The organism is Enterobacter sp. 5-4 (assembly GCF_000612205.1).
Classification (GTDB): domain Bacteria; phylum Pseudomonadota; class Gammaproteobacteria; order Enterobacterales; family Enterobacteriaceae; genus Enterobacter; species Enterobacter roggenkampii.
The window spans coordinates 141,038-162,330 of sequence record NZ_JFHW01000010.1 but is presented as its reverse complement, the minus strand read 5'-3'; the positions used below and the strand labels follow the sequence as shown (position 1 = coordinate 162,330).

The window sequence follows — 21,293 nt, the reverse complement described above, 5'->3', positions numbered from 1 at the left end:
CTAACCATCACCTGTACAGGAACACACTATGGCAACGTTTAAGGCAAAAGACGGCACGCAGATTTACTACAAAGAAGGCGGCGCGGGCAAACCGGTTCTCTTCAGCCACGGCTGGCCGCTGGACGGCGACATGTGGGACAGCCAGCTGAACTACCTGGCCGAGCGCGGCTTCCGCGCCATCGCCTTTGACCGCCGCGGCTTTGGCCGCTCGGATCAGCCGTGGAACGGCTACGATTACGACACCTTTGCATCCGACATCAACGACCTGATTACCACTCTGGATCTGCAGGACGTGACGCTGGTGGGCTTCTCCATGGGCGGCGGCGACGTGACCCGCTACATCAACAACTACGGCAGCGCGCGCGTGGCCGGTCTGGCGCTGCTGGGCGCGGTCACGCCGATCTTCGGTAAATCCGACACCTTCCCGCAGGGTGTGGATCAGAGCGTGTTCGACGGCATTCGCGACGGGCTGCGTAAGGATCGCGCCCAGTTCATCAGCGACTTCGCCACCCCGTTCTACGGCATCAACGCCGGGCAGACCGTTTCCGCCGGTGCCCTGACCCAGACGCTGAACATCGCCCTGCTGGCGTCCCTGAAGGGCACCATCGACTGCGTGACCGCGTTCGGCGAAACCGACTTCCGCCCGGATATGGCGAAAATTGATGTGCCGACGCTGGTGATCCACGGCAGCAACGACCAGATCGTGCCGTTTGAAAGCACCGGCAAGCTGGCGGCAGAGATGATCAAAAACGCCACGCTGAAGGTGTACGACAACGCGCCGCACGGCTTCGCGCTGACCCACCAGGACCAGCTCAACGAAGATCTGCTGGCGTTTTTGAAGTCGCTTTAACTCTTTAAATGCGAAGCCTGATGGCGCTTCGCTTATCAGGCCTACAAGGGCTGGTCCTGTAGGCCGGGTAAGGCGCAGCCGCCACCCGGCGCTTTCGCAGACGCGTTCCGCTCCGCCAGCAGCCGACAAATCTCCGCGTGCTTCTCCTCGGTAAAGGTAAAGCGCGACATAAAGCCCATGCGGATCAGCGAGCCAATCGCCGGTAACAAACAAATCCCGAAGAACAGCCCCGACAGCACGCCTTGGCTCTGAATTTGCGCCTGCGGCACGTAGCCGATCATCGTCAGAAACACGCCGATTAACCCGCCGCCCACCGCCACCGACATCTTGCCGGTAAAGGTCTGCCCGGAGAAGGTGATCGCCGCGCAGCGCTTGTGGGTGTGGTACTCCGCGTACTCGATGGTGTCGGCAATCATCGACGAGGTGAGGATGTTGGTCATCATCACGAACAGCGTGCTCAGGCCGAGCAGAATAAACAGCATCGTCACCTGCTGATACCCGACAAACCACATCACCACGCGCACCGCCACGTCCAGCCCGCAGAGGATCATAAACAGCTTCCGCTTCTGCATCCGGCGCGTCAGCATCGGGGCGACCAGGCACAGCACCGCCGCGACTATTCCCATCACGCCAATCGCCATCTGCAGGCTGCCGTCGCCCAGATTGTTGATAAAGAAGTAGATGTACAGACCGCCCGCCACGTTGTGGAACACACAGAAGAAGAACGACAGCAGGACGATAAACAGCGGCTTGTTCTGGCGCAGGTTGTGGAAGGTGTCGCGAATGGTCACCTTTTCCGGGCTCGGCGGCACGCGCTCTTTGATCTGCATAAAGCCGTTAAGCATCAGCGGCAGGCCCACCAGCATCATCACCAGCGCCGCCATAAAGTAGCCTTTATCGCTGCTGTACTGGGCGAAGAACGCCGCCAGCTTCGGGAAGAAGATGTTGGCGCAGGCAATGCCCGCGTTCACCCCGAGCATCGCCGCCGTCACCGCGCGGGTGCGCTGCCCGGAGTCGTTGGTCATCACCGACGACATCGACCAGAACGGGATATCGGAGATGGCGTACAGCGTCCCCCACAGGATGTAGGTCACCCCGGCGTAGAGGATTTTGGTGGTCATATCCGCTTCGATTTTATAGAACGACAGCAGCGTGACGCCGGTGATCAGCAGCGGGGCGATCAGCAAAAAGTGGCGAAACTTGCCGAACCGGCTGTTAATGGTGTCCATAATGCTGGCAAACAGCGGATCGTGAACCGCGTCCCACGCGCGGGCAATCAGGAAGATGGTACTGGCCGCCAGCGCCGAGATCCCCAGCACGTCGGTGTAAAAATAGTTAATAAACGAACCCACTAAACCAAAGCTAAAACACTGACCTAAACCATAGCCAAAATAAGACCACAGCTCGCGAGACGGTATTTTCATTGTCATTGCCATTGTTATATGCCTGCCTGGTTGCCCGGCGGTCGGCCGCCGGGTCGATATTATTAGCCCTGAACTTTCGGGGCGATCTTGCGCAACTGCTGCATCAGGGCGATTTCACGGCGCGAGAACGGAATACCGTTCTCCTCAAACACGTCGTGGAACCAGAGGCGGCAGTAGTCCGTGGACTCCTTCATCACCACCGGCCACGGCAGCCACGTCTGGGTTTTGCCGCGCACCAGCCCCCACTGGTACGGCGCGACCTTCGCCGCGTACATCAGCGGAAGCTGCTCTTCCATCGTGCTGCCCACGTGGCGCGCCAGCCATTCGGTACAGAACAGCGGGCGACCAAGCTGTTGCAGCTGCTGAATAATCGCCGCCATGCGCCCGGTGTGGGTGTAGGCGTGGAAGCTCACCACGTCCGAGAGCGCCAGTGCGGTCTGGTCCAGCGGATGCTGGAAGAACGTCTCGCCCTCCTCTTCCGGCGGCAGACGCCAGGCGCAGACGGTGAGCGGCTGGGTTGGATCTTCTTCACGCACCCACTGGAACGCCAGCTTCATCAACTCGTGAGCGCAGGTCTCCAGCTTCGCGTCGTACTGCACCTCCTGCGTGCCGGTGGCGAAAATGCCGCGGTTGCCCGGCTCGTTGTAGAGATCCCACAGCAGCACGCGCCTATCCTCGCGGAACTGGCGGACAACGTCGCGGATATAGCGCTCAATGTCTGCCCAGCAGTCGGGATTGCACACCTTGTCGCGCCCCGGGCTCGCCGCCGCCTGGCTGTTGTGCTTGCCCGGTACCGGCGGCTTTTGCGGGCCGAGGTACGGCTCGTCGCCGGAGAAGCCGCAGTCGTCCATCAGGGTCAGCATGGTGCTGAAGCCGCGGCCGTCGGCAATCGTCAAAAACTGGTCGATGCGCGCCATCAGCCCGTCGCGGTCGTGCTCCCAGACGATAAACGGCAGGTTGATGCGCAGGGTGTTGTAGCCCGCTTCCGCCGCCCAGCCCAGCTCGCGCTCGATGGTGCTGGCATCGAAGGTCTCCTCCTGCCAGATATCGGTCCAGTTCACCGCCGTCGACGGCAGATAGTTAAACCCGCACAGCCAGCCCTTCTGCTGATACCACGCCTGTGCCTGCTCCCTGCTCCACTGCTCTTTCATTACGCGTCCTCTTACTGATAATATTTAGCTAATAAATATTAGTTGCAGGATAAATGCGCAAATCACGGCGTTGAGAAAAGCGATGCCCCTCACAAAGTTCACGCTTCGATGAATGAGAAACGTGATCGACGGCGCTAAAGCGTGCGGTTAGGGTATGATGCGAAGTCGCGAAAGGGAGAGGACGGATGAAGCGAAAAACAAAAGTGACGATGAACGATATTGCGCGGGCGGCCGGGGTGTCGCAGGCGACGGTATCGCTGGTGCTCAACCAGTCCCGCAACATCAAGCTCAGCGACGACACCCGCCAGCGGGTGATAAGCGTCGCCACCGAGCTCGGCTACGACCGCCTCCCCGCCGTTCACGCCCCGCGCAACCAGGAAGAGATCGCCCTGCTGGTGAGCTCCATGCAGAGCTTCGACCCGTTTATCGACGCCATCAGCCAGGCGCGGGAAGCGGCGTGGCGCAACGAGACCCTGCTCACCGTCTACGACTACGGCGACGACATCGAGCTGGCGCTGAACATCATCCGCCAGCTGGAGAAGCGCAACTGCATCGGGATTGTCCTCGCCTCACCGGTCACCACGCTGGTCGACATGGCGGCCTTCCATGACTGCACCCGCATCCCGCTGGTGCTGCTCAACCAGCGCGACCCCGGCTCACCGCTGCTGCCGTCGTTTATCCCGGACGACTACGCCAACGCCTTCCAGGTGACTAAACACCTCATCGCCTGCGGGGCCACGCGCATCGCCCACATTACCGGCGAGAGCTGGATGGAGGCATCCCGCCAGCGTCTGGCGGGCTACCAGGCCGCGCTGCAGCAGGCTGGACTCGCGTGCGACGACGGCCTGGTGCGCCAGACCAACTGGCAGTTCAGCGAGTCCTTTACCGCCACCACCTCCCTGCTGGAACTGGCCGAGCGCCCGGACGCCATCTTCTGCGCCAGCGACTGGCTGGCGATTGGCTGCTATCAGGCGCTGGCGGTGAACGGCGTGCGCATCCCGCAGGACATGCTGCTGGCGGGCTACGACGACCAGAAGATTTCCGAACAGCTCACCCCGCCGCTGACCAGTATCCAGCTGCCCTACAGCGAGCTGGGACGGCTGGCGGTGGAGTACCTGTGCAATCAGGAAGATGCCGCCACGCACGTGACGCTGGCGGGCAGGCTGAAGGTGCGCGCCTCAAGCCTCGTCTGAGGTAAACACCATGCCCGCATAGGGCTTCTCGCGACACGCCGCCAGCCGCGCGGCGAGGCTGCCCACGTGCAGCTCCAGCTTGTGCCCGTCCGGGTCGAGAAAATAGAACGACGCCCCCGCGCTTTTGTTCTGCTTCCAGACGGTGACGCCCGCCTGCTCCAGCCTGTGCGAGAAAGGTTCAAAATCCTCTTCCGCCACGGTAAACGCGTAGTGGGTGTAGTCGCTCTCCTGCGGCGGCACGTACTGGCGCGCCTCGTCGTACGACAGGCAGACCCACAGATCGCCGCAGGTGAGATAGGCCCCGGTATTCCAGCGGGCGTGCAGCCCAAGGCCCAGCAGTTCATGCCAGAAGGTGACGCTTTTTTGCAGGTCGCTGACCGCGAGGGTCAGATGGTTGAGTGATTGCAGCATGACGTGCCCTTTTGTTTTTCGCGCCGGACGTGATACGGTAAAGAGATGAACATAAACCACGCCGTGCTCACCGTAAACCGCTGGTGGCTGCCTTCTTAAAGGCGGCACGGAGTAGTTTTCCCCATTTTCAGATAGCCGCCGAAAGGCGGCTTTCACACATCTAAGACCCCTTTCGGCCACTGCACATTAAGGAGTCTTTATGAACGCACCCACCATCCTCACCGGCGATCGTCCAACCGGCCCGCTGCACCTCGGCCACTTCGTCGGATCGCTGCGCCAGCGCGTGGCGCTCCAGCACACGCACAACCAGTTTGTGCTGATTGCTGACCTTCAGGGGCTAACCGACAACGGCAGCAACCCGCAGAAGATCCGCGACAACATCCCCGAAGTGCTGGCCGACTATCTCGCCGCCGGCATCGACCCGAACCTGACCACGATCTGCCTGCAGTCCGCCCTGCCCGCCCTCGCCGAGCTGACGATGCTGTATATGAACATCGTCACCGTCGCCCGCGTGGAGCGTAACCCGACGGTGAAAAACGAGATTGCGCAGAAGGGCTTCGCCCGCTCGCTGCCGGTCGGGTTTATGGCCTACCCCATCAGCCAGGCGGCGGATATCACCGCGTTTAAGGCCGAGTGCGTGCCCGTCGGCGACGACCAGCTGCCGATGATTGAGCAGACCAACGAGATTGTGCAGAAGATGAACAGCCTGCTGCCCGCCCCGGTGCTGCGCCACTGTAAGGCGATGCTGAGCGACACCAGCCGCCTGCCCGGCATCGACGGCAGCGCCAAAATGTCGAAATCGCTGGGCAACACGCTGCACCTTTCGGCCAGCGAAGAGACGATTCACCGTGCGGTCAGCGCCATGTACACCGACCCGAACCACCTGAAGGTAAGCGACCCGGGGCAGATTGAGGGGAACGTGGTGTTTACGTATCTCGACGCGTTTCACCCGGACAAGGAGAAAGTGGCGGTGATGAAGGCGCACTATCAGGCGGGTGGGCTGGGCGACCGGGCGTGTAAGAACGAACTGGAGGCGTGTTTGCAGGAGCTGATTGCGCCGATGCGGGAGCGAAGGGCGATGTATATGCGAGATAAGGGTGAGCTGATGGCGATGCTGAAGCGCGGAACCGAACGGGCGCAGGGAGTGACGCAGGAGACATTGAGGGAGGTGAAGGTTGGGCTGGGGGTGCCGGTGTTTTGAAAGTATGAGTTAAGAGAGAGTTAGCGGTGGAGTGTATGGTACCGGCATGAAGCCGCTAACTCGTTTATTACGAAAATAAGCAAGGCGCAATAAATTCTTAAATGCATTATTAGCCATTGTTGTTTGTTATTCTATTAAGAGCGCTATATTCATAGACTCTTTTTTTAACCGTCTCGGCAAATGCTATGGGCAAGTTTATTATTTACATGCTACATATATTATTCTGTGGTTATGTACTGGCTACATGCCTCATTTCTTTGGTTAGTTTTGATAACAAGGATGACCGTACAATCGCAATAACAATCATATTAGGAAGTGCACAGCTTATTGCGACATTATTTAATCGAGTACTGCCTCATAAGTTACATATTTTAGGGGGGATAGCTGAACTGGTAGAAGGTCCGCTATTAGTGATTGGCGCAATTGTGTGTCTGGATGTGTTAGAACCCTGGCCGATGAAGATTATTGGGATGTTTGCGTGGGTTATTTTTATGATGTTTAGGCCAACATTTACGAAAAAAGATTAGTAATAATAATCCCTGCCCGCGCATACGAAACGCTGGCAGGCAAGTTCATATAACATTATGCAGCAGAGCCAGAGGTTGGGCGTTCATTCCACGCATCGTGCGCTAACAAGTTACCGTCCTTGTACAAATGGGTAATCTTCTCATAATTAAATGCCACCTCCTCCATATGCCCCGTCCCCGGACAGCCTCGGGTGTCGTACATTACTGGACTCACAGAAATGACCTTAACGTTCTCGAGCGTGATTCGGTAATATTCCTCCTCTTGCCCGGAATAGTTAATATGGTAAAACCTGAATTCTGCCGTTTTAAGGGTCTGACCCGTTGCTGCCGCTTTGAACAGATAGGGCGAAGAGCTATCCAATTCCTTGGTAAACTGAAACGGCGAATGTTGGCGAGTGCCGGTGACCTTTCCCGTTGCCGAGTCGGTTGGCAGGCTGAGGTTATGTTGTAATCCTCTTAGCTCAATACTGCCTTCCCTATGTGCAACGTCACAGGAACCGCAAATCATTGTGCCGCCGTCATTGGTTAAAAAAAGATGTACAGGTACGGCCATTCTATTGCTCCTTGCATTTTAGTCGTATAACCATTTGCCCGCTTTTGCGGATTCAATAAGCATTCCAATGGTGAAATCTGGAACCATCACCACCGGGAATTTTTTGAATGGATTCCATGAAAAAGGCTCATCAGGGTAGTAGGTGTGTATGTTAAAATTCCCTCTATCAACATCAAATTCTTTAAAAAACTCTTCCATTAAATCTTCTGCTTCAGTGACATCAAGCTGCATATCAGTATCCAAATCAGTTTTAGCATTCAGTAATTTTTGCTTCGCTTCGTTATTCATCAGATAAACGCCGTTATAGCGTCTGGCTAAGGCGTAGATGCGCTGCTCAATATTCTCTACCATAGTTTGTCGCTGCCCCGTGCGATTCGATTATAATCACGTATTGCAGCATAGGTGATTAGTGATACATCAGCGACTAATATCACCATACCAACTAATGGAATCGTTCTTCCGATAAACGTACTGATTTGTGAAACCATCCTACAGCGTACAGTCCATGGCGTATAGCCGCCAATCCATGTCGGGAGCCTGATGCCATACGGGAACTTAGCTTGTTTGAAATAGCGCCTCATGGCTTTCGAGGCTCGGGACGTTCCTTCCTTCGCTCCCGCGGGTTTCTTTCTGGTCTTCTGATTATTGGCTCCGCTGTATAACGCAGCAATTCCAGCGACGTCGTCAATACCAAAATGATCGGCAATTGATTCGCAGTAAATCATAAAGAAAAGGCCGCCAGCGGTAAGATTTGTTCTACCAGCATAAAAATACGTTCCATTTAGTTCTTCTGTTGTGTCCATAGTTCATTCCATTGAGTTTCTCCAGGAAGAATCATAAATGTTGGAGAATAATTAAATTGAGATCTCCAACATACTTCTGAAAATCCTCTTTATATAACCGCAATGATAAAAACACAGCCATAACATTCAGTTCAATAATGTTATTGAAAAAAAGATTACCCCTTCCACTAATTTAAACACCCTCGATTCAGGAGCAAGGGTGTTCCACTGCGTTATTATTTTGCCTGCCCTATATTGCGCTTAACTACCGGGATATCACCTGTATCATTCAGCGCCCCCGGAAACGTTTTTAACCACTGCGCGACTTTTTGCTTATTTATATTCACCACACTCATACCTTCCAGGCATCCCCATAATTCTCTTGTATGTTGTGGCGTAATCACAATGCAGTCTTTCATGGCGCGGATTTTCACCGGCATGCCGTCGATAAAGCCCGCACGGGTTAACCACTCGCCGCCCAGAAGAAGGTATTTCATATCTATGCGGGAATAGAGTTCGCAGCAGGCTGCACTGTCCTGCGGCGTCTCCGCGCGGGGATGGACGGGGGCCGCGTTGAGCTGGTTGCCGTGTAAACGGCGGGCGCTGTTTTTGCGTACCAGCTCGCGGTTTTCAATCACGCCGGTGAAAGCGTCTGATTCTGTTTTGCAAACAGTAAACTCTGGCTTAAAATTCGTCGCAGCCATTTTCAACTCCTGTCTAGTTGGTTGTGGTTAGCGGTATGGGGGTGTTGCAGCACCTTCATATCGCGAATTCTTCGTTAAATATTCCTCGATACTACTTTTGCCGTTCGGCGTAATCTCTGGTGCCCATTATACAGGGCTGAATATAAATACAGCGGTTTGGTGTGGGGTAAATTTAGAATTTGCGAGGGGGATTCAGGAAATAAGGTTCTGTGGGGTAAGGTCATGTTTTTGTTGGTTACAGGTTGATTGGTCTGAGTTTTGCGAGCATCATCGCAATTATTTACCCTCTTCCGTAACGCGATGGCTTCCAGCAAAACTCTCGAACAGGCAATTGCCGACATCACCATCTGGCGCAAAGGCGAACAGCGTGCGCCGCATAAGCCTTTATTGCTTCTGTACGTGCTGGCGAGCTATCAGCAGGGGCATGCACGACTGTTTGATTACGGTACTGAGGTCCACGAACAGTTGCTTAGCCTGCTAGAACGCTTTGGCCCACAGAGGAAGGCGCATTACCCAAATATGCCCTTCTGGAGGCTCAAAGGGGACGGCTTTTGGGATCTGAAGAATACTGAGTTTTGTTCGACCACTGGCAGTAAGCAGCCGCCCATTAAAGAACTTGTGGAACATAACGTCGCAGGCGGGTTTGATGAAGAACACTTTGCGCTGCTGAGTAAGAACAAAAACCTGATCGGCTCGCTTGCGCAGCAGATTCTTGAAGCGCATTTTCCGGAAAGCATTCAGGAAGAGATCGCGGATGAGATGGGTTTTGATATTCAACAGATCCGTAAGGTTCGCGATCCGCTGTTCCGTCAGCAGGTGCTGCGTGCATATAATTATGAATGTGCCATCTGCGGATTTAACATGCGGCATGATAATGCCTCCGTTGGACTTGAAGCTGCACATATTAAATGGAAGCAGTTTGGCGGGCCGTGCGAGATCCCAAACGGATTGGCGTTGTGTGCGATTCATCATAAGGCGTTCGATAAAGGATCGATTGGGCTGGATGAGAGTATGCGGGTGCTGGTGTCTGAGGCAGTGAATGGGAATGGGATCGTTGGGCGGTTGTTCTGGGATTTTGCCGGGAAGCAGATTGCTTTGCCGATGGTGAAAGGGAACTATCCAAAGGAGGGATATGTAGAGTGGCATCGTAGGGAGGTGTTTAGGTGATGAGTGCGAAGGCCGGACTCGAACCTTACTCTCCGTAACCTGCTCTAATCGCGTGCCCATTCGTTTTGAAAGAGCGTGATTATAGGACGTCTCTGTCAGAGACGCTACATAAGAATTTGCCAGTTATCTCTGAATACATTTTGATAGGTTGGTCGATGCTGTTTATAACGGAAGCTCATCGAGACCACGTTATCGCGTATCAGAGCAAGGTCATCAGTTGTTGGGACAAATCAACAAAGATACAAAGCATTACGATATCTCATGATTTTTTGCTAAATATATCTAATAATCTATAGAAAAAATCATATACACTTAGTTTTTTAACAGCGCATGAAGGTGAACATTAATTCACCTTCATATCTAATGTTTTGTGCGCTTATTCATTCATTGATTGAATAGCAAATTTTTCTAACATATTAGAAGATGGGTGATTTGCAAGAGATACGAGCTGATTAACCAGCGCGATTGGGACAATAGCATTCTCATACATGTCACACTTCAGATGTTCAACAACATTAAGAATCTCATCTAAATTAGAAAATGAAGTTCTATTTAATTTTTTTATTTCCTCACTGGTTTTAATAGGTATAGTTAAAACCCAAACCCTATCCGATTTGCTACGATAAATCAATTTCCCACTGTAATAAGAAGTTGAGGCATATGGAGGCACTTTATTTAACTCCTCTTCAGTGGAAGGACCAGGAAGTATATGTTTATAAATATAATTATTAAAAAGTGGCAGCGCTTGACCTTTTAGCAAACAAGCACTATCTCCAGAAGAAATTTGCTCTGCATGTTCAACAAAAGAACCTGATTTTTCTAAGCCGACTAATTTTAGCGAATATTCATCAATATATAAGTTACATAACTCCCTCATATCTTTATGCAATTTTGCTGTTTGTCCAAAAAAACCTAAAGGGCCATCTTTAATGAAAAGGAAACGTTTTAAAAATGAAGGCTTCCGAGTTACAATTTCTTTTATGCAATGAACAATAATTATATGCTCAATAACATTCGTCAAGTATCCTAAAATACCGCCCCCCCCTAATTCTTCATCTACAACCTCATGAAACCTTAAAATATCAATAAGATTAAATGTCTCCCCACCATAAACAAAATACCCTTGACTATCTATATCAAATTTACTAATAACAACATCTTTAAATATCTCCCCATTCCGTTTAGGCAAACTCCCAAATGTTATTTGGCGAAGAGATGAATCACAGTCAATGCTTTTCTTTTTAAACTCATGAAATACCAACCATTTAAGTGTATCTATATATTTCTTACCATCTCTACTCTCATTAAAAAACTCAATAATAGGTATTCTGACAGAATCAACCATTGAAAGAGAATCTAAAGACGTAGCCTTTGTAGGGATGGCAAGTTTAAATCTTGCTAGTTTTTTAAATTTTTCCATTTTTTCTGGATGGATAAAGGGATAATCACCCAACTGTTTCAAGTCATCCAAACTAAACTCCAGCCCACCAAATTGAAAGAATGCAACCTTCGAGCTCGGATAATTTTTCCTGACAGTAACCTCAGTATAACCACCATCGACAGCTATGATGGTCGTTACGTCTCTGGATGCACCTGTATTTATTTCGAAAGAATGCTCAAGGACATCATTTTTCGACTCTTCATTGGTAGAGGGAAATTTACATCTTTTCATCAAATTTTGAACAGAGGGATCATTAATCACATGAGTATGCTGTGATTTACTAGCCCACTCAAATGGGCGGTTGCCTTTTGCATTATAACTCATCACATACCTTTATTAGCTAAAAAACGATCAATTTGGACTGGAACAATAAAAGGATTTGTATAAGTTTTCATCCTAACAAAACCTTTATCATTGGTTGCAGAAAAATTAACTAATGAATGTGTGAAATCTTTAAAATCATAATATTTCTCAAGCTCTTTTGTTTCATCAATATTATTTAAATGTGCGATAAACCAGTTTTGTGTATTCTTTAATATATTCGAGCTAATAGAACTAACCTCTTGAGTAGCATATATCATCCCTAAATGTAGCTTAGCTCCTTCTTTAGCAATTCTGTTATATATCTGACTAAGATCTTTATCATCTTTTTTAGGAAATAAGTTATGTGCCTCTTCAAAATAAAATTGGATAAAATTATTTGGAAGGTTATTGATAAAGCGATCCATAGAAATGTTAAATGTGGAACGACAAATTTTCTCAGAGAATAATCGCTGAACTACCGGTTCCCCCTGTGACAAGTCAACAATAACAATTTTCCCTTGTTGTAACAGACGAGGAATTTCTATTTCAAACGATTCATCCATACTCGTAGTGTGTAAATTATGCAATTGTTTTACACGAATTTTCTTATAACCACTTACTTGATTTTTTTTACCCGGTAATTTGTAAGTCGTTAAAAATACCATCATTGATTTTAAATCATCATTTGCCCATTCATATCCTTTCTTATTTATATAATCTTTGAAAAATTTCAGATCGTCATACTGTTCCCATACTCTTTCAAACCATGTGCAAGCCTCTTCAAGAGTTAATCCTAGTTTAGGATCCAAAACTCTATCCTCTAGAATTTCACTATTGATTTCTGCCGCTCCAGTGAATTTTATTTTTTCACCATTTGGTGCTTTGAAACCAGCTCTGTACAAACAACATTTATAGGCAGCAACTAATCTATTATATCTTGTCCATTCTGAACCATTCAGATTTGTGCTTTCAGGTTTTTCAAAACTAACAGCAATAAAGTTGTTAACATAGTCGCCCCCTAAAGATTGCTCTTGAAAGTAACTAGATATAAGACTAAAACCACTTTCAATGTCTTTAAAGAAATTAACTTTCATTACTTTGAAATCATTTTTTTCTAATACACTATATCTATAAACCTTTTCTTTATATAGATCATATATAGCTGTTCCAGAATCCTGTCTATTTGCATTTGCATACTCACCATTCACATCAAATATAATCTGCCCTACTGGAAATGTTGGACTTCCAGAAGATGTAAACTCAGATGTTTCAGGAGAAGCTGAATCCAATAGTATTAAAGCTTTTCTTGAAATTTCTTCAGTTGCTTCTATCACTTTTTTTACAGTATTCGACTTACCTGTACGGGTCATCCCAAACATAGCAGACCTTTTTCCTAAAAAATCTTTAGGATTTACCCATACATTTACATTTTCCTCTTGAGATTGATGTCTACGGCTAGATGAATATCTTACGCTACCAATTTTAAATTCAGAGTCCTGGCCAACTAAACCTCCATCATCTCGTTGATTTACTATAAATTCAAGAACATCTCCATTGGCTTTGTATACAGTGTAATTATTAGCTGCATAGAAGTTCTCAAGGTCAGCACCAAATTCTATATTCCCTTTATGGGTTCTATAAAATACTCCAAGAACCCTACATTCTAAACCTGAAAAACTAAATTCGTAACGTGTAAATTCATCTAGCTTCCCACCTTTCAAACTACCAGCTCGCCCTGATATATCCAAGTTATCCTTGTAATACTCTATCATTGATGATATTACATCATTATCAGTAGGGAGTTTTGTCTGAGAAAGTGCCCTAAGCAATACAGCCTCTTCAACACCATCTTCACCATCGTAAAATGCAAGTAGAAAACAACCGGCAGGTATCCCTTTAACTTGTGCTTTCCAGGCATCACAAACTAACAGCCTAGCAATATCATAAGATAAATAGAACGGTCGACCAACAAACTGTTCTTTATTTCTACCTTCTTTTAATAAATCTGTTGATAAAGCTGCATTTAAATTCATATTATTTCCTTTTTCAATTCAGGGTCTTCAAATCTGATTTTTGATTGTTCTGCGTATTTCTCATCCGCTTCTATTGCTAGCCATCTTCTTTTTTTTAATTCAGCACAAAATCCTGTTGTATTACTACCACCGAAAGGATCAAATATAAGATCGTTTTCATCTGTTAGAAAATCGATGAAGAAATTAACTATACCTTTATTCATTCGTGCTGGATGAGGCTTAATGCCTATTTCTTTACATTTTCTAATAAAAAAATCATTAGATGATACATTTGAAAAAGACATTACATTATGCGGTAATCGCACATCGCGATAGTCATCTATAGGCTCAAGTTCAAAAAAATTGTGGGATATACTTCCGCCATGGTCCTTTAGGAAACCTTTTTCACTAATTTTGTGTTCAGATGGTCGCATTCCAGCATTGTAAGTTTGACGCTCTAATAGTTTTCGCATACTTTTACTATAAGGTCGTAAGACTTTTTTATTGTCTGCTTTCGGATAATCAGTCTTAGCAAGCCACCAAACATGGGTATAGCTATCAACAGTACGCAACCTATTAACTGTGACCCATTGAGCAGGAGATGGCAATTTTGCGGGGTTATAGCAAATAAACTCCTGAATTAATCTGAGTTCAGAGTTCTTCTGTTTTGTCATTTCAAACAAACATTCTAAGTGCAAAGTTGATTGCACAGGCCTCTCCGGTTCCCAAGCGTTACCTATCTCAATGACAAGTGAACCATCATCAGCAAGGAGTTGATTAAATATAGGTGTCAGTTTTTTAAACCATTCGCGGTATGCTTCGCCTATCTCGTTACCATATTTTTTCTTATTATTCAATGGGAAAGGTGGTGATGTAACGATAAGGTTTACTTTCCCTATGTATTTACTGATGTCCTCGTCATTAAGGACATCAAGAGAGTCCCCAAGATAGAGCTTTCCAAGTTCTGTTTTATAGTAGAGATTCATATGGTATTGAATACCTTGTAAATTTATTTAATTTTCTAAAAAAATCTGTGTTTCCTCAGCGGCTTCCAGCCCTAGTAACACAAGATCTCAAAGGGACTGAGATTCTTAAGTTCGCACGAGAAATCTATCCCTTACAAAATTCTTTTGATGTTAAATGTTTCAGTTTTCAGCGTATTTGAGCATTTGTAGACACAATTCTATCGTATAGCACATCTGAATGTACATTCTAAGACGTCAATCATAATCTGTTAACGTAGTAACAATATATTCAACAAAATTAGATAGTTCACTTTACTCACAAGCAAATTACCCTATTGCTCAATAACCAAAGATGTGCATAATTCAAACTATTTTGTACGCGACCAGAGCCTTCAGGTTGCCACCCAACCCGGTGAGGCTCGCTTTTCGTCCGCTCCGTATCATCCTCGCGAACAGCGCTTGGCACCTGATACATACTCTACTCCACCATGCAGGGAATCCCCCTTCGCATATTGAATACCTTTTCAAGGGTTCTGTGTGGGTACAATCATTATCGAACCGGGAAATACCCGCAGTTGTACCCGCATCAGTAAGTTGATGTAGATTGAATCAGGTTATTGAAAAAGCAAGGAAAGTCTTGCAGATACTGGATTCCAGACAAAAAAAAAGCCGCCCTTAAGCGACTTTAATTTGCATCTTATGGTGCCGAAGGCCGGACTCGAACCGGCACGTATTTCTACGGTTGATTTTGAATCAACTGCGTCTACCGATTTCGCCACTTCGGCACTGAAGGGGATGCGGAAACGTTGTGGATTATACCTGTCGCGCGCCGCCATGCAAGCGACGACGCGCTAAACCCGCGCTAAGTGCCCAAAAAACCAGCGTCCTTCGTTACTCCAGTTCAGACACCGCCAGACGAATCACCCCCGCCGCCTTCTGCTCCGGCAGCGCCAGCACCTTCGCCCACATCTCCTGCACCATATCGCAGGAGAGCTTCTCTTTGCCCGCCGCCTTCTCCGGCATCTGCAGCAGCTGGATGTCCTCGCCGTACTTATCGGCAAGTTCCTTCATAATCGGCCGCACGTCCTCGACAGCCGCCTCGCGTTCGGCCGGGGTCACGGTGTGGCGGTTTTTGCCGTAGGCCGCGCGCATCATGTCGGCGTCGGCCTGCATGCGCCGCGCCATCAGGTCTTTATCCAGCATGCGCATCGGGTTCACGCCACCCTTCACCATCGGGTAGAGGAAGCGGAAGCAGGCGTCGTCGCTCACCTTCTGGATGGCGGCGGTCTGCTCCATGTTGATGGTCATGTAGTTCACCACGTTGGCGTCCGGGGCGTTTTGCAGGCGCGACATCTGCAGATGCAGGATCTGCGGCTGGATGGTGTCGATAATCTGCTGCTCCGGCTCGCCCGCTTTTTGCAGGGCGGCCATCTGGTCGAGGATGCGCTGATGCAGCGCGGGCTCCTGCTCCTTAATCACCTGCCAGGCGGGCATCGCGTTAAGGGCGTTATCCATCTGCCGTTCCGGGGCGCGCTGCCTGTCGAAAAACACCCAGAACGCCACGGCGGCAGCCGCAATGACGACAATCACAATACGGGTCCACGTTTTATTCATCTCGCATCCTTATCCTTGAGTTATGCCGGTTTACACCGGCACGCCGCTGTGGAAGCGAAACTCGTTGTCCGGTGTCGAGATAAGTGTGGCTTCAATTTCGCCAAAAAGCTTTATGCGCGGTGAGATATCGTCGTCGCTCACCTGCTGGGCCAGCGTCAGGTAGTCCTGATAGTGGCGCGCTTCCGAGCGCAGCAGCGAGAGATAAAACTTCTGCAGGTCGTCGTCGAGGAACGGGGCCAGCGCGGCGAAGCGTTCACAGGAGCGGGCTTCGATGTAGGCGCCGCAGATAAGCTTGTCGATCAGCGTCAGCGGCTCGTGGGTGCGCACCTCCTTCAGCATCCCTTTGGCGTAACGGCTGGCGGTGATTTTGACGTACGGAATGTCGCGGGCCAGCATCGCCTCGCGCACCTGCCAGAAGTGGTGCAGCTCCTCTTTAATCAGCAGCACCATGCTGTCGATGAGCGCCTGGCACCACGGGTCGTCGGTTTTGGGCATCACGCTTTTGCCAATCTGCCTGTGCAGGGCGATGAAGTCCGGCTCCGGGCCGTCGCGGAAGGTGAACTGTTCGTAGGGTTTGAGCCAGTCGAGCAGCGCGTCGGCACCGCTTTCGTCGGCGACGTATTTACGCACCAGCAGCAGCGCGGTCTGGGCGGCCTTGAGCTCGCATACCATGTGGTCGGTGAGCAGCAGCGGCAGGTTCGCCGGGTCGCGGGCTTTATCAATCCATGCTTGCGGGGTCGGGCACTGGAGGAAGCTGAGTACGGGGGCGAGTATCTGCGGGTAATCCATGGTTCTGCCTTGAAAAAGCGGTGGCGCGGGCCACCGCCAGAAACGCTTAGTGACGCACGCCGTCGTCGTCTTCGTCGACGTAATCTTCGTCGTCGCCCTCTTCGCCGTTCGGATCTTCGAAGTAGGTTCCCCAGCCGTCGTATTGCACGTCAAACTTCTCGGCCAGGTTCATCAGCTGTTCTACCTGCGCGTCGATCAGCTCCGCCTTCAGCGCGCCTTCGCTCAGGATGTCGCAGCAGATGACGGTGTCGCCCTCTTCCACTTCCAGCTCTTCCGGCTCGGTCACTTCGTAACCCAGCTTGAAGGCTTCCACGGCCATTTTTTCCAGCGCGTCGAAATCATCCGCAGAGAAATGGTGCTCGATGGTGTACAGCGCGTCCGGATCGCTACCGTCTTCCAGCAGCTCTTCAATAATCAGACGCGTCTCTTCGCGTTGCTCTTCCAGTAATTCCGGGTTTGCCATGGCTCAATCCTCTTTAAAGTGCGGCAGATACTTCTATTTTCACACACGGACGGGTTTGCCTCCACCTTTGTTGGAAAGATTTGTGAAACGGGGTTGCAAATGAATAATTACACATATAAAGTGAATTTTAATTCAATAAGTGGCATTCGCCATGTGAGGATAAAATGTCTGATCTGTACAAGAAAAACTTTCTGAAATTGCTCGATTTTACCCCTGCACAGTTCACTTCTCTGCTGACCCTTGCCGCACAGCTCAAAGCCGATAAAAAAAAGGGCAAGGAAGTACAGAAGCTTACCGGTAAAAACATCGCGCTCATCTTCGAAAAAGACTCAACCCGTACACGATGCTCTTTCGAAGTTGCCGCATTTGACCAGGGCGCACGCGTTACCTATTTAGGGCCGAGCGGCAGCCAGATTGGGCATAAAGAGTCAATTAAGGACACCGCGCGCGTGCTCGGGCGGATGTACGACGGCATTCAGTATCGCGGCCACGGCCAGGAAGTGGTCGAAACGCTGGCGCAGTATGCGGGCGTGCCGGTGTGGAACGGGCTGACCAACGAGTTCCACCCGACGCAGCTGCTGGCGGACCTGCTGACCATGCAGGAGCACCTGCCGGGCAAGGCGTTTAACGAGATGACGCTGGTTTACGCGGGCGACGCGCGCAACAACATGGGCAACTCGATGCTGGAAGCGGCGGCGCTGACCGGGCTGGATCTGCGCCTGGTGGCCCCGAAAGCCTGCTGGCCGGAAGAGAGACTGGTGGCGGAGTGCAGCGCGCTAGCGGAGAAGCACGGCGGGAAAATCACCCTGACGGAAGACGTGGCGGCGGGCGTGAAGGGCGCGGACTTTATCTATACCGACGTGTGGGTGTCGATGGGCGAAGCCAAAGAGAAGTGGGCGGAGCGGATTGCACTGCTGCGTGGGTATCAGGTGAACGCGCAGATGATGGCGCTGACCGGCAACCCGGACGTGAAGTTCCTGCACTGTCTGCCGGCGTTCCATGACGACCAGACCACGCTCGGCAAGCAGATGGCGAAAGAGTTCGACCTGCACGGCGGGATGGAAGTGACGGACGAGGTGTTTGAGTCGACGGCGAGCATCGTGTTCGACCAGGCGGAAAACCGGATGCATACGATTAAGGCGGTGATGGTGGCGACGCTTGGGGAGTGATCCTTTCTCCCACTTTATTGATTCGGTGCGCTCTTCTTGCCGGGTGGCGCTGCGCTTACCCAGCCTACACAACCCGTAGGCCCGTGCAAGCGTAGCGCCGCCGGGCGGATCAGGCCAGCTCCATTTCATTGATTTTTCACCCCGAAAAAGGTACGTTTTCGCCTTAATTCCAGCGTGGACATACCAGCATTATGCCGATTATTCAGTCTGTTGAACGTGCGTTGCAGATCCTCGACCTGTTCAACGAGCAGGCCACCGAGCTTAAGATCACCGACATCAGCAAACTGATGGGGCTGAGCAAGAGTACCCTCCACTCGCTGCTGAAAACCCTGCAGCTTCACGGCTATATCGATCAGAACCCGGAAAACGGTAAGTATCGCCTCGGCATGAAGCTGGTCGAGCGCGGCCATTTTGTCGTGGGCTCCATCGATATTCGCCAGAAGGCGAAGGGCTGGCTGACGGAGCTGTCACAGCGGACCGGGCAGACCACCCACCTGGGGATCCTGGACGGGCGTGAAGGGGTCTATATCGAGAAGATTGAAGGCAAGCTGGCCGCCATCGCCTATTCGCGCATTGGCCGCCGCCTGCCGGTTCACGCCACCGCCATCGGCAAGGTGTTGATTGCCTGGCTGGGCGAGACCGAGCTGAACGCTCTGCTGGAGGGCTATCAGTACACCACCTTTACGCCCGCTACCCTCTCCTCTCGCGAAGCCTTAATGAGCGCCCTGGCGCAGACCCGCGAGCAAGGCTATGCCCTGGATAGCGAAGAGAACGAGCAGGGCGTGCGCTGCGTGGCGGTGCCGGTGTGGAACCATGAATCCCGCGTCATCGCCGCCCTGAGCCTGTCGACGCTGACCTCCCGCGTGGACGACGCAGAGCTGGCCCGCTTCCGCGAGGAGCTTCAGCAGGCCGGGCTCGAGCTCTCACGCGCCCTGGGCTACCCGGCCTGAGCCGTTAGGCCGGCTCGTAGGTGAAGTAGTCGAAGTCCGCGTGGCAGCCGTCGCCGCTGATGTCCTCGCAGTGCAGCCCCACAAACGCGCCGGTAAAGAAACCGCGCCCGCCAATGTAGTCGTCCGACAGCTTCCACGCCTCATACGTCACCGGCACGGTGTGCCACGCCTCGCCGTCGAACGAGTAGCTGTAGCGGTAGACCAGCGTATCCACGTCCACCCGCAGCCAGACGCTCTCGGCCTGTTCCGGCACCGGAATCGGCTGCTCGTGCAGCGGCCATGACGGCACGTTGTGGTCGAGCTGGATCACTTTGATGGTTCTCCCCTGCCCCTCCTCGTAGTCCACAAAGCAGTAGCTCCAGTTTTTGCTGTTGTAGTAGCAGGTCAGCCCCGCGCTCTGCTGGAAGTGGACCGGCGAGAACTGCATCCGCGTTTCCGCCCGGAAGGCAAAGTGCTGCCAGCGGCGCGCCACGGTCGACTGGGTAAAGGTCGAGTTGAGCGAGTCGTTGCCGTAGAGCCGTAAATAGCCCGGGCGCGCGGTGAGTGAGCCGAGAGTGTCGTCGAACGGAATGCGCAGGGTCTGCAATTCAGGGTCAAGCGTGCTGCCGTCGAAGTCCTCTCGCCAGCTACCCTGAGCGGCGCCAGGCTGCTCGGCCACCTGCGGGCCTTTCACGGTCAGCTGCGCGTGCTTGCCGCCTTCCACGTACGGCCAGCCGTCGCGCCATTCAATGCGGGCGATACCGGTCTCGCGCCCCAGCGGGCAGTAGCCGCGCCCGCCGGAGGCCAGCAGCGGCACCCCGGGCAGGCGCAGCGGGCGGCTGGTGAGATAGGCCATGTACCACTCCCCGGTGTGGGTCTGCAGCAGCGAGCCGTGGCCGCTCTTCTGCAGCGGGTTCTCCGGCAGGTGCCAGCTGGTCATCATCGTCACGTCCGGGTGCAGCTCGTACGGCCCGTCGATATTTTTGGAACGCAGCACCACGACGGCGTGCTCGTAGCTGGTGCCCCCTTCGGCCACCATCAGGTAGTACCATCCCGCGTGCCGATAAAGGTGCGCCCCCTCGGTGTAGCAGAGCGGCGTGCCGGTAAACAGGGTTTTGCGCTCGGGCGAGAGGGTGCCGGTCTGCGGGTCAAACGCCTGCATCACGATGGTGTTGTGCGGGTTGCTGTGGTGGCGCGGCCCCCACGGACGATAGAGGTAGTACTTACGGCCATCGTCGTCGTGGAACAGGGACGGGTCAAACCCGCCGTTGCCCATCGGGATCGGCTCGCTCCATGGCCCTTCGATGGACGGCGCGGTAACCAAGAAGTTGCGGCCGTTTTTCCACGGCGAGTCGACAATCTTTACGTCGGTGTAGAGCAGCCAGAATTTGCCGTCGGCGTAGCTCAGGCACGGCGCCCAGATGCCGCCGGAGTCCGGGTTGCCCTTCATGTCCAGCATCGACACGCGGTCCAGCGGCGTGCTGACCAGCGACCAGTTTTTCAGGTCACGGGAGTGGTAGATGCGCACGCCGGGGAACCACTCGAAGGTCGAGGTGGCGATGTAGTAGTCCTCGCCCTGGCGGCAGAGGGACGGGTCCGGGTTGAAGCCGGTCAGAATGGGATTAGTGATTTCCATGTTGCCTCC

At 51.8% G+C, this 21,293-nt stretch carries 22 protein-coding genes and 1 tRNA gene; 8 read left to right on the top strand and 15 right to left on the bottom strand.

All coding sequences use genetic code 11. The features are described 5' to 3' along the window. The first annotated feature begins 28 nt into the window (after positions 1 to 28). Positions 29 to 850: an alpha/beta fold hydrolase gene (locus AA74_RS0106950; protein ID WP_025912063.1), complete on the top strand. Its 822-nt coding sequence runs from the start codon at positions 29 to 31 to the stop codon at positions 848 to 850. A gap of 41 nt (positions 851 to 891) precedes the next feature. On the opposite strand, the gene AA74_RS0106945 is transcribed toward AA74_RS0106950, so the two are convergent. Then, the gene (locus AA74_RS0106945) at positions 892 to 2,286 is read right to left on the bottom strand and encodes an MFS transporter (protein WP_025912061.1); all 1,395 of its coding nucleotides are present in this window, start codon (positions 2,284 to 2,286) and stop codon (positions 892 to 894) included. Between the two features lie 50 nt (positions 2,287 to 2,336). Then, positions 2,337 to 3,425: a cellulase family glycosylhydrolase gene (locus tag AA74_RS0106940; protein WP_025912059.1), complete on the bottom strand. Its 1,089-nt coding sequence runs from the start codon at positions 3,423 to 3,425 to the stop codon at positions 2,337 to 2,339. A gap of 185 nt (positions 3,426 to 3,610) precedes the next feature. Here AA74_RS0106940 and AA74_RS0106935 point away from each other — a divergent pair, with 185 nt between their 5' ends. After that, positions 3,611 to 4,618, top strand: coding sequence for a LacI family DNA-binding transcriptional regulator (locus AA74_RS0106935; protein WP_025912056.1), 1,008 nt, complete (start codon positions 3,611 to 3,613; stop codon positions 4,616 to 4,618). Here the strand turns inward: AA74_RS0106935 and fosA are convergent. Further along, on the bottom strand, positions 4,604 to 5,029 hold the full coding sequence (gene fosA, locus AA74_RS0106930) for a FosA/FosA2 family fosfomycin resistance glutathione transferase (protein ID WP_025912055.1): 426 nt from the start codon (positions 5,027 to 5,029) through the stop codon (positions 4,604 to 4,606). The genes AA74_RS0106935 and fosA overlap by 15 nt on opposite strands. A 199-nt stretch (positions 5,030 to 5,228) precedes the next feature. Here fosA and trpS point away from each other — a divergent pair, with 199 nt between their 5' ends. Together trpS and AA74_RS0106920 are read left to right on the top strand one after the other, a co-directional pair. Continuing rightward, on the top strand, positions 5,229 to 6,230 hold the full coding sequence (gene trpS, locus AA74_RS0106925; RefSeq protein WP_025912053.1) for a tryptophan--tRNA ligase: 1,002 nt from the start codon (positions 5,229 to 5,231) through the stop codon (positions 6,228 to 6,230). 185 nt (positions 6,231 to 6,415) lie between these two features. Then, entirely contained in the window at positions 6,416 to 6,757 is a 342-nt protein-coding gene (locus tag AA74_RS0106920) for a hypothetical protein (RefSeq protein ID WP_025912051.1), read from the top strand. Between the two features lie 55 nt (positions 6,758 to 6,812). Here AA74_RS0106920 and AA74_RS0106915 read toward each other — a convergent pair whose 3' ends face one another. The 4 genes from AA74_RS0106915 to AA74_RS1000000123240 all read right to left on the bottom strand — a co-directional run bounded on the left by AA74_RS0106915 (position 6,813) and on the right by AA74_RS1000000123240 (position 8,796). Beyond that, on the bottom strand, positions 6,813 to 7,310 hold the full coding sequence (locus tag AA74_RS0106915; RefSeq protein WP_025912048.1) for a type VI secretion system tube protein Hcp: 498 nt from the start codon (positions 7,308 to 7,310) through the stop codon (positions 6,813 to 6,815). Positions 7,311 to 7,328: 18 nt separating this feature from the next. Then, a complete protein-coding gene (locus AA74_RS0106910; protein ID WP_025912047.1) occupies positions 7,329 to 7,661 on the bottom strand; it encodes a DUF1493 family protein in 333 nt (110 codons plus the stop codon). After that, positions 7,655 to 8,113, bottom strand: coding sequence for an STM2901 family protein (locus tag AA74_RS0106905; RefSeq protein WP_025912045.1), 459 nt, complete (start codon positions 8,111 to 8,113; stop codon positions 7,655 to 7,657). Before AA74_RS0106905 ends, AA74_RS0106910 begins: the two co-directional genes overlap by 7 nt. Positions 8,114 to 8,328: 215 nt before the next feature. After that, a complete protein-coding gene (locus AA74_RS1000000123240; RefSeq protein ID WP_084832417.1) occupies positions 8,329 to 8,796 on the bottom strand; it encodes a SymE family type I addiction module toxin in 468 nt (155 codons plus the stop codon). A gap of 300 nt (positions 8,797 to 9,096) precedes the next feature. On the opposite strand from AA74_RS1000000123240, the gene AA74_RS0106895 reads away from it, so the two are divergent. Continuing rightward, positions 9,097 to 9,963, top strand: coding sequence for a phosphorothioated DNA-binding restriction endonuclease (locus AA74_RS0106895; RefSeq protein ID WP_025912041.1), 867 nt, complete (start codon positions 9,097 to 9,099; stop codon positions 9,961 to 9,963). Positions 9,964 to 10,339: 376 nt separating this feature from the next. On the opposite strand, the gene AA74_RS0106890 is transcribed toward AA74_RS0106895, so the two are convergent. The 7 genes from AA74_RS0106890 to rraB all read right to left on the bottom strand — a co-directional run bounded on the left by AA74_RS0106890 (position 10,340) and on the right by rraB (position 17,550). Continuing rightward, the gene (locus AA74_RS0106890; protein ID WP_025912039.1) at positions 10,340 to 11,728 is read right to left on the bottom strand and encodes a hypothetical protein; all 1,389 of its coding nucleotides are present in this window, start codon (positions 11,726 to 11,728) and stop codon (positions 10,340 to 10,342) included. Beyond that, positions 11,728 to 13,740, bottom strand: coding sequence for an ATP-binding protein (locus AA74_RS0106885; protein ID WP_025912037.1), 2,013 nt, complete (start codon positions 13,738 to 13,740; stop codon positions 11,728 to 11,730). The genes AA74_RS0106890 and AA74_RS0106885 overlap by 1 nt, the downstream gene beginning before the upstream one ends. Then, positions 13,737 to 14,705, bottom strand: a complete 969-nt coding sequence (locus AA74_RS0106880; RefSeq protein WP_025912034.1) for a site-specific DNA-methyltransferase — start codon at positions 14,703 to 14,705, stop codon at positions 13,737 to 13,739. The genes AA74_RS0106885 and AA74_RS0106880 overlap by 4 nt, the downstream gene beginning before the upstream one ends. A 679-nt stretch (positions 14,706 to 15,384) precedes the next feature. Beyond that, positions 15,385 to 15,469: transfer RNA gene (locus tag AA74_RS0106875), tRNA-Leu, on the bottom strand. Between the two features lie 106 nt (positions 15,470 to 15,575). Next, positions 15,576 to 16,298: a hypothetical protein gene (locus tag AA74_RS0106870; protein ID WP_025912032.1), complete on the bottom strand. Its 723-nt coding sequence runs from the start codon at positions 16,296 to 16,298 to the stop codon at positions 15,576 to 15,578. 30 nt (positions 16,299 to 16,328) lie between these two features. Further along, positions 16,329 to 17,087, bottom strand: coding sequence for a tRNA isopentenyl-2-thiomethyl-A-37 hydroxylase MiaE (miaE, locus tag AA74_RS0106865; RefSeq protein WP_025912029.1), 759 nt, complete (start codon positions 17,085 to 17,087; stop codon positions 16,329 to 16,331). Positions 17,088 to 17,133: 46 nt separating this feature from the next. After that, on the bottom strand, positions 17,134 to 17,550 hold the full coding sequence (rraB, locus tag AA74_RS0106860; protein ID WP_025912027.1) for a ribonuclease E inhibitor RraB: 417 nt from the start codon (positions 17,548 to 17,550) through the stop codon (positions 17,134 to 17,136). A gap of 99 nt (positions 17,551 to 17,649) precedes the next feature. Between rraB and AA74_RS1000000123610 the strand changes: the two genes are divergently transcribed. From AA74_RS1000000123610 to xynR, 3 genes are all read left to right on the top strand, one after another. Then, complete coding sequence (locus AA74_RS1000000123610) at positions 17,650 to 17,745, top strand: hypothetical protein (protein ID WP_216593740.1); 96 nt, start codon at positions 17,650 to 17,652, stop codon at positions 17,743 to 17,745. Beyond that, positions 17,715 to 18,719 (top strand): ornithine carbamoyltransferase, encoded by a 1,005-nt coding sequence (argF, locus tag AA74_RS0106855; protein ID WP_025912024.1) that lies wholly within the window; start codon positions 17,715 to 17,717, stop codon positions 18,717 to 18,719. The genes AA74_RS1000000123610 and argF overlap by 31 nt, the downstream gene beginning before the upstream one ends. A 191-nt stretch (positions 18,720 to 18,910) precedes the next feature. Beyond that, positions 18,911 to 19,669, top strand: coding sequence for a DNA-binding transcriptional repressor XynR (gene xynR / locus AA74_RS0106850; protein ID WP_025912023.1), 759 nt, complete (start codon positions 18,911 to 18,913; stop codon positions 19,667 to 19,669). Positions 19,670 to 19,673: 4 nt separating this feature from the next. Here the strand turns inward: xynR and AA74_RS0106845 are convergent, their stop codons facing one another. Further along, positions 19,674 to 21,284 (bottom strand): glycoside hydrolase family 43 protein, encoded by a 1,611-nt coding sequence (locus AA74_RS0106845; protein ID WP_025912021.1) that lies wholly within the window; start codon positions 21,282 to 21,284, stop codon positions 19,674 to 19,676. Between the last annotated feature and the right edge of the window lie 9 nt (positions 21,285 to 21,293).

Bases quoted from the DNA above. Each gene is read 5' to 3' on its own strand.
- AA74_RS0106950 (WP_025912063.1), top strand. From the start codon at position 29: ATGGCAACGTTTAAGGCAAAAGACGGCACGCAGATTTACTACAAAGAA.
- AA74_RS0106945 (WP_025912061.1), bottom strand. From the start codon at position 2,286: ATGGCAATGACAATGAAAATACCGTCTCGCGAGCTGTGGTCTTATTTT.
- AA74_RS0106940 (WP_025912059.1), bottom strand. From the start codon at position 3,425: ATGAAAGAGCAGTGGAGCAGGGAGCAGGCACAGGCGTGGTATCAGCAG.
- AA74_RS0106935 (WP_025912056.1), top strand. From the start codon at position 3,611: ATGAAGCGAAAAACAAAAGTGACGATGAACGATATTGCGCGGGCGGCC.
- fosA (WP_025912055.1), bottom strand. From the start codon at position 5,029: ATGCTGCAATCACTCAACCATCTGACCCTCGCGGTCAGCGACCTGCAA.
- trpS (WP_025912053.1), top strand. From the start codon at position 5,229: ATGAACGCACCCACCATCCTCACCGGCGATCGTCCAACCGGCCCGCTG.
- AA74_RS0106920 (WP_025912051.1), top strand. From the start codon at position 6,416: ATGGGCAAGTTTATTATTTACATGCTACATATATTATTCTGTGGTTAT.
- AA74_RS0106915 (WP_025912048.1), bottom strand. From the start codon at position 7,310: ATGGCCGTACCTGTACATCTTTTTTTAACCAATGACGGCGGCACAATG.
- AA74_RS0106910 (WP_025912047.1), bottom strand. From the start codon at position 7,661: ATGGTAGAGAATATTGAGCAGCGCATCTACGCCTTAGCCAGACGCTAT.
- AA74_RS0106905 (WP_025912045.1), bottom strand. From the start codon at position 8,113: ATGGACACAACAGAAGAACTAAATGGAACGTATTTTTATGCTGGTAGA.
- AA74_RS1000000123240 (WP_084832417.1), bottom strand. From the start codon at position 8,796: ATGGCTGCGACGAATTTTAAGCCAGAGTTTACTGTTTGCAAAACAGAA.
- AA74_RS0106895 (WP_025912041.1), top strand. From the start codon at position 9,097: ATGGCTTCCAGCAAAACTCTCGAACAGGCAATTGCCGACATCACCATC.
- AA74_RS0106890 (WP_025912039.1), bottom strand. From the start codon at position 11,728: ATGAGTTATAATGCAAAAGGCAACCGCCCATTTGAGTGGGCTAGTAAA.
- AA74_RS0106885 (WP_025912037.1), bottom strand. From the start codon at position 13,740: ATGAATTTAAATGCAGCTTTATCAACAGATTTATTAAAAGAAGGTAGA.
- AA74_RS0106880 (WP_025912034.1), bottom strand. From the start codon at position 14,705: ATGAATCTCTACTATAAAACAGAACTTGGAAAGCTCTATCTTGGGGAC.
- AA74_RS0106870 (WP_025912032.1), bottom strand. From the start codon at position 16,298: ATGAATAAAACGTGGACCCGTATTGTGATTGTCGTCATTGCGGCTGCC.
- miaE (WP_025912029.1), bottom strand. From the start codon at position 17,087: ATGGATTACCCGCAGATACTCGCCCCCGTACTCAGCTTCCTCCAGTGC.
- rraB (WP_025912027.1), bottom strand. From the start codon at position 17,550: ATGGCAAACCCGGAATTACTGGAAGAGCAACGCGAAGAGACGCGTCTG.
- AA74_RS1000000123610 (WP_216593740.1), top strand. From the start codon at position 17,650: ATGAATAATTACACATATAAAGTGAATTTTAATTCAATAAGTGGCATT.
- argF (WP_025912024.1), top strand. From the start codon at position 17,715: ATGTCTGATCTGTACAAGAAAAACTTTCTGAAATTGCTCGATTTTACC.
- xynR (WP_025912023.1), top strand. From the start codon at position 18,911: ATGCCGATTATTCAGTCTGTTGAACGTGCGTTGCAGATCCTCGACCTG.
- AA74_RS0106845 (WP_025912021.1), bottom strand. From the start codon at position 21,284: ATGGAAATCACTAATCCCATTCTGACCGGCTTCAACCCGGACCCGTCC.